Source organism: Rhizobium sp. TAL182 (assembly GCF_002117725.1).
Lineage (GTDB): Bacteria > Pseudomonadota > Alphaproteobacteria > Rhizobiales > Rhizobiaceae > Rhizobium > Rhizobium esperanzae.
The window spans coordinates 28,498-44,812 of sequence record NZ_CP021029.1 but is presented as its reverse complement, the minus strand read 5'-3'; the positions used below and the strand labels follow the sequence as shown (position 1 = coordinate 44,812).

The following is a 16,315-nucleotide window of genomic DNA, read 5'->3' as shown; positions in this document are numbered from 1 at the left end:
CGCAATGCATTTTGCGAGACCCCGAGGTTCACCCGCATGTTGAGAATGAAGGGCGCATTGCTGGCTGCCGTCGTGGCGGCGGCCCTGCCCGGTTGCAAGATCATCAAGACGCCGACCGCGGAGGAGAAGGCGGCGGCGGCGGCCAAGACCGCTTTCGATCCGAACGCCAAGGTCGAGGCGATTTGGCAGCCTCAGGTCGTGCCCTATTTCGAAAAGCGCGCCGGCGAGCTGAAGGACGTCATGCAGCTCGTTTCCACGAGCCCCGATGCCGCGGGCGAAAAATACGGCAATCCGCGCAAGCAGAGCAGCTCGCCCTGGACCTATGCGGTGAAGATCAGCGGCACGGTCGTCGCGGCCGATACAGCTTCGCGCGCGGCGACGCTCGATGTCGACGCCGATGGCGACGGCAAGGCCGATGCGAAGGTGCAGATCGGCCCGGCGCTGCGCGGCACCGCGCTGCGCGACACGCTCGATTTCGTCAATTTCAACGAGTTCAAGAACCAGATCGAATGGGCCCAGTTCGGCAAGGCGTTCAACGAGAAGGCCAATGCCGCCTTCCTCTCCGCCGTCCCGCGCGACGGTCTCGCCGGCAAGACCGTGACGGTGATCGGCGCCTTCCCGCTGCCGAGAACCGGCGAGCCGCCGCTCGTCACACCTTCGGAACTGAAGGTGGGATCATGACGGCGACAGACGCACATCAGGACGATATCATCCTCCGTCTCGACGACGTGTCGAAGGTCTATTCCGGGATCGTCGCCGTCAAGCGCGCCAATCTGGAGCTGCGCCGCGGCGCGGTGAATGTTCTCGTCGGCGAAAACGGCGCCGGCAAATCGACGCTGATGAAGATCATCGCCGGCGTCGAGCGTCCGACGCTCGGCCGCATCATCCTGGACGGCAAGCCCGTCTCCTTCGACAGCCCGGCCGACGCGCAGGCGAACGGCATCGGCATGATCTTCCAGGAGCTCAACCTCTTCGCCAACATGTCGGTCGCCGAAAACATCTTCACCAGGCGCGAGATCACCCGCGGCCTGCTCGGCATCGATCACAAGGCGCAGGTCGAAAAGGCCAATGAATTTCTGCGGCGCCTCGATGCCGGCATCGAGGCCGACACGATGGTCGAGGATCTGCCGATCGGCCAGCAGCAGCTGGTCGAGATCGCCAAGGCGATGTCGCTTAATGCCCGCATCCTGATCATGGACGAGCCGACCTCGGCGCTGTCGGCGGCCGAAGTCGAGATCCTGTTCAAGGTGATCGCCGAGCTGAAGGCGCAAGGGGTGGCGATCGTCTATATCTCGCACCGGCTGGAAGAGCTGATGCGGATCGGCGACTACATCACCGTGCTGCGCGACGGCCAGATCACCGGCCATGCCATGGTGCGCGATATCGACACGCGCTGGATCGTGCGCTCGATGATCGGCTCGGACGCCAAGGATTTCGCCAAATCCGTCACCCATTCCGTCGGCGAGGAAGTCTTCCGCGCCGAAAACATCAGCCTTCCCCGGCCGACCGGCGGGCTTGCGGTCAACGACGTCTCCCTGTCGGTCAGGGCAGGCGAGATCCTCGGCATTTACGGCCTGATGGGCGCCGGGCGCAGTGAATTCTTCGAATGCGTGATCGGGCGCCATACCCATTCGACCGGCAAGATCTTCATCGACGGCAAGCAAGTGCGCGCCCGCGACACCACGCGGCGCATCCGCCGCGGCCTGGCGCTGATCCCGGAGGACCGGCAGCGCGAGGGGCTGGTGCAGGTGCTCTCCATCGCCTCCAACCTGACGCTCGCAAGCCTGTCGCGCTTCACCCGGCTTTTCCATATCGACAGCGGCGCGGAAAAGAACGCCATTCAGGAGGCGATCCGCGATCTCTCCATCAAGGCGCCGAACCCGGATTTCGAGGTTACCTCCATGTCCGGCGGCAATCAGCAGAAGGTCGTCATCGGTAAGGCGCTGATGACCAATCCGAAGGTGCTGCTGATGGACGAGCCGAGCCGCGGCATCGATGTTGGCGCCAAGGCCGACGTCTTCCGCACCATGCGGCGGCTGGCGGCAAACGGGCTTGCCATCCTGTTTTCGACCTCCGACCTCGAAGAGGTCATGGCGCTATCCGATCGCATCGCGGTCTTGAGCAACGGCCAGCTCGTCGCCGTCTTCGACAGGGACGAATCGACGGAAGACGCCATTATCGCGGCTTCGGCCAAGGGACATGGACATCAAGGGAAACTCGCGTCATGATGGCGGCTACCTCAACTCTTGCGCCGAAGGGCGCCAACGGCTCTGCGCTTCTGACGCTGATGAAGCTCAGGACGTTCATCGCGCTTTTCGCCGTCATCATCTTCTTTGCGATCTTCGCGCCGAACTTCACCTCGACGGCGAACATGATCCTGATGTCGAAGCATGTGGCGCTGAACGCATTCCTGGCGATGGGCATGACCTTCGTCATCATCACCGGCGGTATCGACCTTTCGGTCGGCTCGATCGTCGGGCTCTGCGGCATGGTCGCCGGCGGGCTGATCCTCTACGGCATCGAGCTGCCGATCGGCTACACCATTTATTTCAACCTTTTCGAGATCGTGCTGATCACGCTGTCGATCGGCCTCGTCATCGGCCTGATCAACGGCCTGTTGATCACCAAGCTCAACGTTGCGCCCTTCATCGCTACGCTCGGCACGCTCTATATCGCCCGCGGCCTGGCGCTGCTGTCGTCTGATGGACAGACCTTTCCGAACCTCGTTGGCCGGCCGGAATATGCCACCACCGGCTTCGACTTCTTCGGCGCGGGCCGCATTCTCGGCCTGCCGGTGTCGATCTGGATCCTGATCGTGCTGGCGCTCGCGGCCGCCTATGTCGCGCGTTCGACGCCGATCGGCCGCCACATCTTCGCCGTCGGCGGCAACGAGCGGGCGGCGCGCATGTCCGGTATCCGCGTCGATGTCGTGAAAATCTTCGTCTACATGTTCTCCGGGCTTTGCGCGGCGATCGTCGGCGTTGTCATCTCCTCGGAACTGATGGCCGCCCATCCGGCGACCGGCGAAAGCTTCGAGCTCAATGCGATCGCCGCAGCCGTGCTCGGCGGCACGTCGATGTCGGGCGGCCGCGGCACGATCGGCGGCACGATCATCGGCGCCTTCGTCATCGGCATCCTTTCCGACGGTCTCGTCATGATGGGCGTTTCCTCTTTCTGGCAGATGGTGATCAAGGGTCTCGTCATCATCATCGCCGTCGTCGTCGACCAGGCGCAGCGCCGCCTGCAGCAGCGCGTCACCCTCATGCAGATGGCAAAGGCAGGTTGACATGACCGAATTGAAAGGCGCGTTGATCGGCTGCGGCTTCTTTGCGATCAACCAGATGCATGGCTGGAACGATGTCGACGGTGCCGAGATCGTCGCGATCTGCGACCGCGATCCCGAGCGGCTGAAGCTCGTCGGCGATCAGTTCGGCATCGAGCGGCGCTACAGGGATGCCGAGGCGATGTTTGCCGATGGCGGCTTCGATTTCGTCGATATCGCCACGACAGTCCAGAGCCACCGTGCGCTGGTGGAAATGGCCGCGAGGAATAAGGTTCCGGCCATCTGCCAGAAGCCTTTCGCCAGGACGCTGGCCGATGCCAAGGCGATGGTCGAGGCCTGCCGCGCTGCCGGCGTGGCGCTGATGGTGCATGAGAACTTCCGCTGGCAGACGCCGATCCAGGCGGTGCGCAAGGCGCTCGATGCCGGCGCCATCGGCACGCCCTTCTGGGGCCGCTTCTCCTTCCGTTCGGGCTACGACGTCTTTTCCGGCCAGCCCTATCTCGCCGAAGGCGAGCGTTTCATCATCGAAGATCTCGGCATCCATACGCTCGACATCGCCCGCTATATCCTTGGCGACGTCAGCGCGCTGACGGCGCGCACCAAGCGGGTCAACCCCAAGATCAAGGGCGAGGATGTCGCGACCATCCTGCTCGATCATGAGAATGGCGCGACCTCGGTCGTCGACGTCAGCTACGCCACGAAGCTTTCGAAAGAGCCCTTCCCCGAGACGCTGATCGAACTCGACGGCTCCGAAGGCACGATCCGCCTCAGCCAGGGCTACGGCCTCGAGATCACCAACGGCAGGGGCACGACCAGGATGGATGTCTCGCCGAAGCTGCTGTCCGGGGCCTCGCGGCCCTGGCACAACATCCAGGAAAGCGTCTATGCGATTGAGCAGCATTGGGTCGAGCAGCTCAAGCGCGGCGCGGAGCATTCGACCTCGGGCGCCGACAATCTGAAGACCTTCGCCCTCGTCGAGGCCGCCTATGACAGCGCCACGCGCGGCCAGACGATCGATGTCCGGGCTCTGCTGCGATGACCGCCGATGCGTTCCAGCTCTACGGCACCCGCGCTGCCGAAAGGCCGCCGGTTCGCCTGACGGCGGGGAAGCTGACGGCCGATCTCGCCGACGGCAACCTCCGCACGATCCGTTACGACGGGATCGAGGTGCTGCGGGCGATTTCCTATCTCGTCCGCGACCGGGACTGGGGCACCTACAGCCCTGAGATCACAGACCTCAGGATCGAGCAAGGCGAGGATCGTTTCGCGGTCGCCTATCTCGCCCGCTGCGAGGGGCCGGATAACACGACGCTCTCCATAGAGGTCTGCATCACCGGATATCGCGACCGGCTCGATTTCGAGGCCGAAGCCATCTCGGGGACCGGCTTCGAGACCAATCGCTGCGGCTTCTGCATCCTGCATCCGATCGTCGGCGTCGCCGGTTCGCCGGCGGCGGTCGAGCATGTCGACGGCCAGATCGCGGCGACGCGTTTTCCCAATGTCATCGAGCCGTGGCAGCCCTTCAAGGACATGCGCGCCATCACCCATCAGGTCATGCCTGATGTGAGCGCGGAATGCCGGATGGAGGGCGACACCTTCGAAATGGAGGACCAGCGCAACTGGTCAGACGCCTCCTACAAGACCTATGTCCGGCCGCTCGCCTTGCCCTGGCCTTACCGGATACCGGCGAACCAGCCTGTCCGGCAGAAGACGTCGCTGATCATCACGGATATCAGCCGCTCCGTTGCGCCGTCTGCCGCGACGCAGAGCAGCGTCATAAGGCTCGAGCTCGGTACGCGAACCGGCACCATGCCCGATATCGGCGCGATCGTGACCCCCGAGGAGGCCGAGGCGACACTGGCGGCCGGATCCCTCCTGGCGGAGATCGCGCCTCGCGAGCTGCTCTTCCATTTCGATCCCGACGCCGGGCATGGCCTCGACGCATTGAAAAACTTCGCGGCGATCGCCGCTCTCCATTGCGGCCGCTCGACGCTGGAGATCGCGCTCCCCTCCAAATCGTCGCCGGCGGGCGAGGTGGCCGGGATCGCCCGGCAGATGCAGCAGGCGGGCTTCCGGCCGGATGCGATCCTGATCTCGCCCTCTGTCGACCGGCGATCGACGCCGCCCGGCAGCAAATGGCCGGACTGCCCTCCGCTCGACGAGGTCTATGCCGCGGCCCGCGCCGCCTTTCCCGGCATTCGCATCGGCGGCGGTATGCTCAGCTATTTCACCGAGCTCAACCGCAAGCGCGTGCCGGCAGGCGAGATCGATTTCGTCAGCCATTGCACCAACCCGATCGTGCACGCGGCCGACGATCTCAGCGTCATGCAGACCCTGGAAGCGCTGCCCTTCATCACGCGCTCCGTGCGCGCGATCTACGGCGACAAGCCCTATCGCATCGGCCCCTCGACGATCCCGATGCGGCAGAACCCCTATGGCAGCCGCACGATGGACAATCCGTCCGGCGGACGCATTCCGATGGCCAACCGCGACCCCCGCCACAACGGCCGTTTCGCCGAGGCCTTCGCGTTCGGCTATGCGATCCGGGTGCTGGATGCCGGTCTCGAATGCCTGACGCTTTCGGCGCTGACCGGGCCTTTCGGCCTGATCGCCGGTCGCGATGAACCGGTCGAGCAGGGCGGAAGGCGGCCGCTCTTCAACACGGTGCGGACCTTGTCGGCACTTGCGGGTGCATCCTGGCAGGAATGCCTCTCGTCCTCGCCCTCCGAAGTGCTGTCTTTCGTCGCAAGGGATGCCGCTGGCGCCAAGCTCTACGTGGTCAATCTCACGGGCGAAGAACGAAGGGTGGATGGCGGCGCATTGGCCGAAGAGTTGCGGCTCGCGCCCTTCGTGACGGCCGCCTTGCCGCTAGAACAGGATGATTTTAGGCCCGGTTGGCCTAAAATCTGAATCCTGTTCTAAATTAAAGAGTTAGAGCATGATGTCGTCCGAAAACCGCTCACACTTTTCGGCATCATGCTCTAGCGGATTGACCTCTGGCCCGCCCGCCGCATCTATGCAGTCGGAGCTCGTTCTGGGAGGATCGGCGTGATGACGAAGAAGCTTATCAATGCGGGGGCGAATGCCGTCGATGAGATGCTGCAAGGAGTTCTCGCGGCGCATCCCGAGCACCTCTATGCCGTGGACGGCATGCCGCGCGCCATCATTGCCAGGAACGGGCCGCGGAAGGGCAAGGTCGGGCTGGTGATCGGCGGCGGCTCCGGACACGAGCCGACATTCCTCGGCTATGTCGGCAAGGGGCTTGCCGATGCCGCCGCGATCGGGAATGTCTTCGCCTCGCCGCCGCCCGATCCGATCATGGCCTGCGCCATGGCCGTCGACGGCGGCGCCGGCGTGCTTTTCATGTACGGCAATTATGCCGGCGACGTCATGAATTTCGACATGGCCGCGGAAATGCTGGCGCTCGACGACATCGCGGTGCGCACCGTTCTGACCACTGACGATGTCGCGTCCGCCCCAGCCGATCAGAGGGAGAAGCGGCGCGGCGTTGCCGGCAATGTCTTCATCTTCAAGGCTGCCGGTGCGGCCTGCGATCTTCTCTATTCCTTCGACGAGGTCGAGCGCGCCGCCCGCCATGCCAATGCGCGCACCTATACGATGGGAGTGGCGCTCTCGCCCTGCTCGCTGCCCCAGATCTTGAAACCGAATTTCCAGATCGGCGAGGAGGAGATGGAGATCGGCATGGGCATCCACGGCGAGCCCGGCGTGGCGCACGGGCCGCTGAAGACGGCCGACGCGGTGACCGACGAACTGATGGACAATCTTCTCCGGGAGATGAAGGCCGAGCGGGGCGATCGTGTCGCCGTGCTCGTCAATTCGCTCGGCTCGACGCCGATGATGGAACTTTACATCATGATGCGGCGCGTCAAGGCGCGGCTCGACGAGGCCGGGCTCGTCGTCCACCCATCGTTCGTCGGCAACTACTGCACCTCGCTCGAAATGGCCGGCGCGTCCATCACGCTCATGCATCTCGACGACGAGCTTCAGCGGCTGATCGACCATCCCTGCGATTGCGCCATGTTCCGGAGGTGATCGATTGTGATCACGACCAAAGACGTGCAGCATCTCTTTGCCCTGATCGCCGCCGATATCGCGGCGCATCGCGACCATCTCTGCGAGCTGGACGGGGCGATCGGCGACGGCGACCACGGCCTTGCCATGGATGCCGGCTGTGAGGCCGCTGCCAAAGCGGTCGCAGCACTCGACCCCGCGCAGGCCGCGCCGACGGCCGCCTTCAACGCGGCGGCAAAGGCATTCCTGAACGCGGTCGGCGCATCCTCCGGCCCGCTTTATGCGACCGCTTTCATGCGCGCCGGCGCCGCCGTCAAGGACAGGCCGGACCTCGGCGACGAGGAGTTTGTGCGCGCTTTCGCGGCGATGGCGCAAGGCATTCAGGAGCGCGGCAAGGCCCAGCCCGGCGAAAAGACCATGGTCGATGCCTGGAAGCCCGCGGCCGATGCGGCGTCTGATGCCTGGGCATCGGGAACTTCCCTCCACGAATGTTTCGATCGGGCCGAGCGGGCGGCGCGCCAGGGCTGCGAAGCGACGAGGGATATGACGGCGGCCAAGGGGCGGGCGTCGCGGCTGGGCGAACGGGTGATCGGCCATATCGATCCCGGCGCGGCATCGGCCGCGATCGTCATTGCCTCCATCGCGAAATTCGCACAGCATCGTGATGGTTAGCTCATCATACCAGTTGACATGTAAATGATCATCTGCGACAAGGGGCCGGCTTATCAAGAGGAGGACGGTAATGCTGACCCTATCCGCGAAATTGAAGACTGCGAGCATCGTCGCGATCGCCATGGCGTCTTTCGCCGCGACGCCGGTTCTTGCCGAAGACATCACGCTCTGGACCCTCAACTTCGACAACAACGCCGCCAACGGCGCGCTGAAGAAGGCGGCGACGGATTTCGAAGCGGCGAACCCGGGAACGCATGTCGAGATCGTTCAGCGCGCCGTCGACGAGCACAAGACGGCGTTGCGCGTCGCTGCCGGCTCGGACAAGGGCCCCGACATCTATTTCAGCTGGGCGGGCCTCGGCCTTGGCGGAGAATATGTGAAGGCCGGTCTCTCCCTGCCCCTCGACAAGTATTACACCGAATATAAGTGGACCGACGAACTGCTGCCGTCGGCAGCCGCTTTCGCCGATCTCTATCCCGGCGGCAAGCACGGCGTTCCCTTCACCTTCAAGGGCGAAGCCGTCTATTACAACAAGAAGCTTTTCGAACAGGCCGGCATCACCGAAGAGCCGAAGACCTATGAGGAGCTTCTCGCCGCTGCCGAGAAGCTGAAGGCCGTCGGCATTCCCGCCTTCACCTTCGGCGGCACGGTCAACTGGCACGTCATGCGCCTGATGGACGTCATCCTGGAAACCAAGTGCGGCGCCGAGAAGCACGACGCGCTGAAGGCGATGACGCTGGACTGGACCAAGGAGCCCTGCGCGACGGACGCCTTCGCCGAATTCGCCAAGTGGACCAAGGACTACACGCTGCAGCCCTTCATGGGCATCGACAACAAGCAGTCCTACAGCCTCTTTACCGCGGGCCGCGCGGCGATGATGCTCGAAGGCGACTGGCTGGTCAGCCAGCTCAACGGCTCCGGCGCCAACCTCGACGACTACGGCATCTTCCCCTTCCCGACCAATACCGAACGTCTCTATGGCTTCGCCGAGTACAATTACATCAGCACCAAGAGCAAGAATCCCGACATCGCCGCCAAGTTCCTCGACTACTTCCTGTCGACCAAGGTGCAGCAGGATCTGCTCGGCCAGCTGAGCTCGACCTCCGTCAACAAGAACGTCCAGTACGCCAACCAGAAGCCGCTCGAGGCGGAATGGCTCGGCATCTTCCAGAAATACGGCAAGGTCTACATGAACGGCGACCAGGCCTTCCCGCTCGATGTCACGACGGAATATTTCCGCGTCATCAACGATGTCGCCTCCGGCAATACCGAACCGGCCGAGGCGGTCAAGCAGCTGCAGAGCTTCATCGCCAGCAGAACCTGATTCCTCCCAAGCGCCGGCCGATCGACCCTTGAGTTGATCGACCGGCACATCCTTTCGTGAGCTGGCGCAAGCGCCCCACCAGGAGGAAAGCATGTCACTTCGACAATCGACACATGATCCGCGCATGCAAGCGGCAATCCTGCTGGTGCCAGCGCTGGCGATCTATGCGGTCTTCGCACTCTACCCGATGCTCAACGTCGTCATATTGAGCTTCCAGAAGTGGAACGGGCTCGATGCCAACCGGCAGTTCGTGGGCATGGCCAATTATTCGGCGATCTTCACGCGTGATCCGGTCTTCTGGGTCGCCTTTCGCAACACGGTGATCTGGACCCTGATGAGTCTGATCTTCCCGCCGCTGGTCGGCCTGTTGCTGGCGCTCAGCCTCAACCAGAAGATCTTCGGCCGCAACGGGTTGCGGGCGATCTTCTACCTGCCGGTCATCATCGCGCCGATCGCCGTCGCCACCATGTGGAAGTGGATGTACGATCCCTTCTTCGGCCTGTTCGCCCAGCTGTTGACCTCCTGGGGCATGCAAGGCTGGATCAAGGACTGGCTCGGCAACAAGGATATCGCGCTCTACTCCGTCTTCGTCGCCTATCTCTGGCAGACGGTCGGCTTCTCCATGGTGCTGTTCCTGGCCGGATTGCAGAATGTCTCGCAGACGCTGGTCGAAGCCGCGCGCATCGACGGCGCCGGCCGCTGGGCCGTGTTCAAGCATGTGACGCTGCCGGCGTTGCGACCGACGATCACCATCGTCCTCGTTCTTTCCGTCATCTCGTCGCTGAAGGCCTTCGACATCGTCTATGGCCTGACCGGCGGCGGCCCGGCCCAGTCCACCCAGATGCTGGCGCTCTGGGCCTTCACCCAGGCCATGCAGATCTTCGATTTCGGCCGGGGCGCGGCAATCTCCGTCGTCCTACTGCTGATCACCATGGCCGTCGTCATTCCCTATTTAAGATGGACCCAGAGGCATGAGGAGGTCGAATCGTGACAGCAGTGCCGAGCGATACCGCGACCGTGCATGCCGATGTCCAGCCGTCGTCGATGAAGCGCGACCCCGTCCTGATCGGTCTCTGGATCGCGCTCGTTCTCGTGGCGCTCATCTGGGTGGCGCCCTTCATCTTCATCGTCTTCACCTCGCTGAAGACGCCGGCGGCGGTGACGAGCACCGGCGCCTTCATGCCGCCGACCGAGCTTGCCTATGACAATTACAGCGCTGCCTGGAGCCGCGGCAATTTCGCCAACTCCTTCCTCAACAGCGTCATCATCACCGTCATCAAGGTGCCGCTCGGCCTGTTCCTCTCGGCCATGGCCGCCTACGCGCTGGCCAAGATCAGGCTGAGGATCTCAAAGGCGCTGCTGCTTCTCGTGGTCTTCGGAACTATGATCCCCTTCCAGGTGATGCTGGCGCCGCTCTTCACGCTCGTCAATTCCTTCGGGCTGATCGACACCTATCCCGGCGTCATCCTGCCCTATATCGCCTTCGGCGTGCCCTATCAGGTCTTCATCCTGCACGGCTTCTTCAAGAGCATTCCGAAGGAGCTTTCGGAAGCGGCGCTCATCGACGGCGCAAGCCATTTCACCATCTTCCGCAGGATCTTCCTGCCGGTCTGCCTGCCGGTGCTCGCCGCGCTGCTCATCCTCGATTTCGTCTCCACCTGGAACGAATTCGCCATGGCGCTCGTGCTGCTGCAGGACCAGCACATGTGGACGCTGCCGCTCGGCCTGATGTCGTTCCAGGGGCAGTTCTCCAGCAATTACGGCCAGCTCAACGCCGCGATCGTCATGACCGTGCTTCCGGCGACGATCGTCTATCTCATGTTCCAGCGCTACTTCGTCTCCGGCCTCACCTCCGGCGCCGTCAAGGGCTGATCGCGAAATCATTTTACGAGGAGAGACAGAATGTCCGATGCAGCAGTCGAAAAATGGGGCGTGTTCGAGGCCGCCTTCGAAGGGCCGGCCGGCGGCAATCCCTATCTCGACGTGGCATTCGATGCCGTCTTCACGCATAAGAGCCGCGAAGTGCGGGTGCCGGGCTTCTATGATGGCAACGGCACCTACCGCATCCGCTTCATGCCAGATAGCGAGGGCGAGTGGTCGTTCAGGACGCGCTCCAAGACCGCGTCACTCGACGGCAAGACCGGCACTTTAGCCGCGACCGCCCCTTCATCAGGCAATCACGGCCCGGTGCGGGTGCGCAACAAATTCCACTTCGCCTATGCCGACGGCACGCCCTTCCTCTCCTTCGGAACGACCTGCTACGCCTGGACGCACCAGCCGCTCGAGATGCAGAGGCAGACGCTGGAGACGCTGAAGAAGGCCCGCTTCAACAAGATGCGCATGGGCGTTTTTCCGAAGGATTATCCCTATAACGTCAACGAGCCGCTGCACGCCTGCTTCGAGCGCGGCGCCGACGGCAAGGAAGATTTCAACCGCCCGAACCCTGCCGCCTTCCGGCATTTCGAGCAGCAGGTCGCGGCGCTCTGCGACCTCGGCATCGAAGCCGATATCATCATCTTCCATCCCTATGACCGCTGGGGCTATGCCGACATGTCGGCCGAGCAGGATTTCCGCTATGTCGAATATCTCGCCGCGCGCCTTGCCGCCTACCGGAACGTCTGGTGGTCGCTCGCCAACGAATATGACTTCCTGATCGACACCAAACCGATGGCGCAGTGGGACCGCTACTTCCACATCCTTGAGGAAAACGATCCCTACCAGCATCTGCGCTCCATCCATAATGGCGACGTGACGGCCAATTTCGATCACCGCAAGCCGTGGGTCACCCACACCTGCATTCAGAACCCCGACGTCAAGCGCACCCAGGAATGGCGCAATGCCTATGGCAAGCCCGTCGTCAACGACGAGCCCGAATATGAGGGCGACATCCTGCAGTCCTGGGGCAATCTCCATGCCGGGGAACTGGTGCACCGCTTCTGGATCACCATGGCGCGCGGCGGCTATGCCGGCCATGGCGAGACCTATTCCCATCCGGAGGATCTGATCTGGTGGGCCAAGGGCGGGGAACTGCGCGGCGAAGCCTGGAAGCGGATCGGCTTCCTGCGCGATCTGCTGGAGGCCGACGTCAAGCACGGCCTCGAGCCGCTCGGCGTCATCGGCGAATGGCCCTGGTCGCGCGTCTCAGGCGCGCGTGACGGCGACGGCGATTTCCGCCTGATCTATTTCGGCGAGCATCAGCCGGTGATCTGGTCCACCGGCCTGCCCGTCGATGGCGACGATTACGATGTCGACATCATCGATACCTGGGAGATGACGATCACGCCGGCCGAGAAGGTGGCGGCACCGGTTCCGCATCCGACGCGCCACGGTTCGGTCGTGCGCGGCGGCAAGCCGGACGCCGCCTTCGGCGTGAAAATCCCGCGCAAGCCGTTCCAGGCACTGCGCGTGCGCAAACGCTAAGGATAGATCCATGTCTGGCTTGAGCATCAGAAACGTCAAGAAATCCTTCGGCCCGGTCGATATCATCCACGGCGTCGACGTCGAGATCGCCGATGGTGAATTCACCATTCTCGTCGGCCCCTCCGGCTGCGGAAAATCGACCTTGCTGCGCATGATCGCCGGCCTCGAAGACATCACCGGCGGCGAGATCAGCATCGACGGGCGGGTGGTGAACGATCTGCAGCCGAAGGATCGCGACATCGCGATGGTCTTCCAGAACTACGCCCTCTACCCGCAGATGACAGTCTCTCAGAATATGGGCTTCGCGCTGGAGCTTGCCGGCGCCAAGCGGCCCGAGATCGAGAAGAAGGTCGGCGAGGCCGCCGCAATTCTCGGCCTGCAGCCGCTTCTTAACCGCAAGCCGGCGCAGCTTTCCGGAGGTCAGCGCCAGCGCGTCGCCATGGGCCGCGCCATCGTCCGCGATCCGAAAGTCTTCCTGTTCGACGAGCCGCTTTCCAACCTTGACGCCAAGCTGCGCGTCAAGATGCGCGCCGAGATCAAGGCACTGCACCAGCGGCTGAAGACGACGATCGTCTACGTCACCCACGACCAGATCGAGGCCATGACCATGGCCGACAAGATCGTCGTGCTGCATGGCGGCCGCGTCGAGCAGATCGGCAGCCCGCTCGAACTCTACGATAAGCCGCGCAACATCTTCGTCGCCGGATTCCTCGGTTCGCCCGCCATGAATTTTCTCGAAGGAAGCATCGCCAACGCCGGCAGCCCGGCGCTGGCGCTGAACGGCGGTCCGCGCATCAAGCTTTCGCGGGCTCCGGCCAATTCGGCAAACCGGCCGGTGACGATCGGCATCCGTCCCGAAGACATCGCCTTCGGCGGCGAGACCGGCGTCGATGCCGTAGTCAAGGTGGTCGAGCCGACGGGATCGGAAACCCATGTCGCCGTCGAAGTCGACGGCAGAGAATTGACATGGGTCGTGCGCGAACGTGTTGAGCTCGCGCCGGAACAGCGAGTGAAGCTCTCCTTCGAAACATCGAAGGTCCATTTCTTCGACCAGCAGACGCAGCAGCGTCTGAACGCTTGATCTAAACGAGGATGAAGGACGGCCGCCAGCTTCGGTGAAGACCTCGCCGGGACAGCCTGTGGCAGCGATCACAGCATGGGGCTACCACCCGTCTCGCACCGATCTGTTCAAGCCTCTGCGTGTTGCGGGCCGCCGGGCGCGGGCGTATGATCAAGCTGAATTTCGGATTGGACCAGGAGCGATGCGGGAGCATCGCGAACGGAGGTCCTGATGAACACCTCACCTTCAAACGGCCGCGACACAAAAGCGTTGCCACCCGCGGTGATCTTGGCCCGGCGGGTCCACGAGTTGACCCGTCACGCTGACGTCATCGCCTTGCTGCCCGACGCGGCAACTGCTTGGATCTGCCTCGATATCGCGGTAGACGCCGCTCAAGCCGTCAATGGCCGCATGGCGGCCGCCCATGTCGGTGCGGATCCGGAACGGATGGTGGCTGCGCCCGAAGAAATCGACTTGCAGATGCTGCGAGACATGAACGAGGGTTCGCCACAGCAGCGCCTTGAGCGGGTGATAAGCGTCTTCGAGAACTGGAAAGAGGCCAATCCGAGCCGAAGCGGCCTGCTGCTTGATGATTGTCGCGGTGATCTCGGCCGCTGCGTCACATCGGAATGCCACGAGAGTGCACTCGTCGTCACCCCATGCCGCGGCAACATGGATGCCCGCGATGCGTTCCACGACCTGCTTTTCAACGAACACAAGCTCGTGCTCGTGCCGCCTGCAGGCCGCTATTCCGGCCATCTCCTGCAGCATGTCTTGATCGGTTGGAAGCCGCACGGGCATGCACAAGCCGCCATCGTCGCGGCAAGACGTTGGCTGGCGGTGGCGGAGCGAGTCACCGTTTTGTGCGTCAACGACAAGCCCGACGGCAGCTATCAGTTTACCGCCACGGAACTGATTACGCAGCTCGGCTTGAAAGGGGACATCGTCGCGATCCGCTCCGAGGATCGTCCGGTTGCCGAGGCCATTCTCGATTTCGCGGGTTCCGTCGGCGCAACCTGCCTGCTGATCGGCGCTTTCAAGCATGCCTATTTCCTCGAACTGCTTCTCGGCCGCGTCACTCGCTACCTGCTGTCGCACGCGAGACTTCCCTTGATGATGAAGCATTAGAGAGGCGCGATTTTCGATCCCGCCGTGGATGGCGATTTTCACGCGTGCCGTTCCAAGAAACCGCGGCGAGCACTCCCCCGCTGCTCTGTGCCCCGATGATTCTCAGCCGCGAAGTGCTTATGCCTAGCGACGGTCGCGAAGCTGCGCAGGTTCAGAATCTCGCATGGGACTATTGCGACCGTTTTGACCGCGTCTCCCGACGCGCTTCCCTTCGAGCCAGGAGAAAGATCGGAAGGGATGCAAGCTGCGCCGCTGCGACGAACGCGGCAAGCGCAAGCGTCGAGCGATCATAGAGCAATCCCATTGCGACGCTGCCCAGCAGCCAACCTCCACCATAGGCCGAATAGAACATGCCGAACCCCAGACCCCGATGCCCTTCCGGGAGCAACCCGGCGATGATCGCCTTCATCAGCGTGTCCTGCACTGCGTAACCGATGCCCCACAATGGCATTGCGATGGCAGCCATCGCGAAGCCGCCCTGGAGTAGAACCGGCGCGAAGCAAGCAGACAGCACGATCCCCACAGTGAGCGCCACCTTATCCGACCAGTCGTAAAGCCTGCCGAGGATCAGGTTGGCAGCCACCCCTGATCCGGTGGAGAAGGCAAGCAACACCGGGATCCATTCAGGCGGGACGGTCCGAGTGCGCTCCAGATGGTATGCTCCGAGCTCGTAACTGAGCAACCCGGCCGCAAAGAGCGCGCCGGCGCCCATGTAGAGCCAGTACGGCAGGCCTAGCGTTTTCGCCGTGGCGGTGCGGCCCTGCTCCAATCGCTCGGGAACGGGGAACGTCAGCCGCGCGGCAATGAGTGCCATGATTGCAAGCACAACAGAAATAGTTAGCAGGGCGTAGGCGGTTCGATAGTCGCCACGCAGGAATAAAATGAGAGCGGCAATCAATGGCCCCAGCGTCGCCCCCGCCTCGTCGAGGGCGGTATTGAGGCCGAAGGCCCAGCCTCGCCCGAGTTCGCCGGTGGTATAGGAAATCATTGTCTCGACCGTCGGCTTGCGCATGGCACGGCCAACCCGTTCGGCAATGATCAGGGCCGCCGCAAGCTCCCAGCTCCCGGCCAGTGCCATTGCGGGTACGGCGCAGAGATTGATCGCGTAGCCGGCAAAGGTAACCGCCCAATAGGCGCGGCTCCGGTCGGCGATCCAGCCGGCGACGGGCCGCAGCGCATATCCAAGGAATTCCCCTGTGCCGGCAATGATGCTGATCGCAGCGGCACTCGCCCCCAGCATTCCAAGGAACTGACCGTTGATCGCCGCGCCACCTTCATAGGTGAGGTCGCCGAAAAGATTGGCGACTCCCATGATCAGCACGAAGCGCAGAGCGGACGAACCGCCACCATCGAGCCCTCTCATATGTGACTCCTTCTACGGCATCTATTACAGCGG

The 16,315-nt window shown here is 63.1% G+C and carries 14 protein-coding genes; 13 read left to right on the top strand and 1 reads right to left on the bottom strand.

The window, feature by feature from the left end; translation table 11 throughout:
* Positions 1 to 36 precede the first annotated feature (36 nt).
* The 13 genes from Tal182_RS29250 to Tal182_RS29190 all read left to right on the top strand — a co-directional run bounded on the left by Tal182_RS29250 (position 37) and on the right by Tal182_RS29190 (position 14,919).
* A complete protein-coding gene (locus Tal182_RS29250; protein WP_085861799.1) occupies positions 37 to 681 on the top strand; it encodes a DUF2291 domain-containing protein in 645 nt (214 codons plus the stop codon).
* Entirely contained in the window at positions 678 to 2,228 is a 1,551-nt protein-coding gene (locus Tal182_RS29245; RefSeq protein WP_085861798.1) for a sugar ABC transporter ATP-binding protein, read from the top strand. Before Tal182_RS29250 ends, Tal182_RS29245 begins: the two co-directional genes overlap by 4 nt.
* Positions 2,225 to 3,286: an ABC transporter permease gene (locus tag Tal182_RS29240; protein WP_085861797.1), complete on the top strand. Its 1,062-nt coding sequence runs from the start codon at positions 2,225 to 2,227 to the stop codon at positions 3,284 to 3,286. Before Tal182_RS29245 ends, Tal182_RS29240 begins: the two co-directional genes overlap by 4 nt.
* A 1-nt stretch (position 3,287) precedes the next feature.
* Positions 3,288 to 4,322 carry a Gfo/Idh/MocA family oxidoreductase gene (locus tag Tal182_RS29235; RefSeq protein ID WP_085861796.1) on the top strand — a complete coding sequence of 345 codons (1,035 nt, stop codon included), beginning with the start codon at positions 3,288 to 3,290 and terminating at the stop codon, positions 4,320 to 4,322.
* Positions 4,319 to 6,193, top strand: coding sequence for a hypothetical protein (locus tag Tal182_RS29230; protein WP_085861795.1), 1,875 nt, complete (start codon positions 4,319 to 4,321; stop codon positions 6,191 to 6,193). Before Tal182_RS29235 ends, Tal182_RS29230 begins: the two co-directional genes overlap by 4 nt.
* Before the next feature lie 138 nt (positions 6,194 to 6,331).
* Positions 6,332 to 7,336, top strand: coding sequence for a dihydroxyacetone kinase subunit DhaK (locus Tal182_RS29225; protein ID WP_085861794.1), 1,005 nt, complete (start codon positions 6,332 to 6,334; stop codon positions 7,334 to 7,336).
* A 3-nt stretch (positions 7,337 to 7,339) separates the two neighbouring features.
* Complete coding sequence (dhaL, locus tag Tal182_RS29220; RefSeq protein WP_085861793.1) at positions 7,340 to 7,987, top strand: dihydroxyacetone kinase subunit DhaL; 648 nt, start codon at positions 7,340 to 7,342, stop codon at positions 7,985 to 7,987.
* Between the two features lie 70 nt (positions 7,988 to 8,057).
* Positions 8,058 to 9,311 carry an extracellular solute-binding protein gene (locus tag Tal182_RS29215; protein ID WP_085861792.1) on the top strand — a complete coding sequence of 418 codons (1,254 nt, stop codon included), beginning with the start codon at positions 8,058 to 8,060 and terminating at the stop codon, positions 9,309 to 9,311.
* Between the two features lie 91 nt (positions 9,312 to 9,402).
* Positions 9,403 to 10,302: a sugar ABC transporter permease gene (locus tag Tal182_RS29210; protein ID WP_037147108.1), complete on the top strand. Its 900-nt coding sequence runs from the start codon at positions 9,403 to 9,405 to the stop codon at positions 10,300 to 10,302.
* Entirely contained in the window at positions 10,299 to 11,183 is an 885-nt protein-coding gene (locus tag Tal182_RS29205) for a carbohydrate ABC transporter permease (RefSeq protein WP_094299128.1), read from the top strand. Before Tal182_RS29210 ends, Tal182_RS29205 begins: the two co-directional genes overlap by 4 nt.
* Positions 11,184 to 11,213: 30 nt before the next feature.
* On the top strand, positions 11,214 to 12,731 hold the full coding sequence (locus Tal182_RS29200; RefSeq protein ID WP_085861791.1) for a DUF5060 domain-containing protein: 1,518 nt from the start codon (positions 11,214 to 11,216) through the stop codon (positions 12,729 to 12,731).
* A gap of 10 nt (positions 12,732 to 12,741) precedes the next feature.
* A complete protein-coding gene (gene ugpC / locus Tal182_RS29195) occupies positions 12,742 to 13,812 on the top strand; it encodes a sn-glycerol-3-phosphate ABC transporter ATP-binding protein UgpC (protein ID WP_085861790.1) in 1,071 nt (356 codons plus the stop codon).
* A 210-nt stretch (positions 13,813 to 14,022) separates the two neighbouring features.
* Positions 14,023 to 14,919 carry a universal stress protein gene (locus tag Tal182_RS29190; protein ID WP_085861789.1) on the top strand — a complete coding sequence of 299 codons (897 nt, stop codon included), beginning with the start codon at positions 14,023 to 14,025 and terminating at the stop codon, positions 14,917 to 14,919.
* A 169-nt stretch (positions 14,920 to 15,088) separates the two neighbouring features.
* Here the strand turns inward: Tal182_RS29190 and Tal182_RS29185 are convergent, their stop codons facing one another.
* Positions 15,089 to 16,282 carry an MFS transporter gene (locus tag Tal182_RS29185; protein WP_085861788.1) on the bottom strand — a complete coding sequence of 398 codons (1,194 nt, stop codon included), beginning with the start codon at positions 16,280 to 16,282 and terminating at the stop codon, positions 15,089 to 15,091.
* Positions 16,283 to 16,315 lie beyond the last annotated feature (33 nt).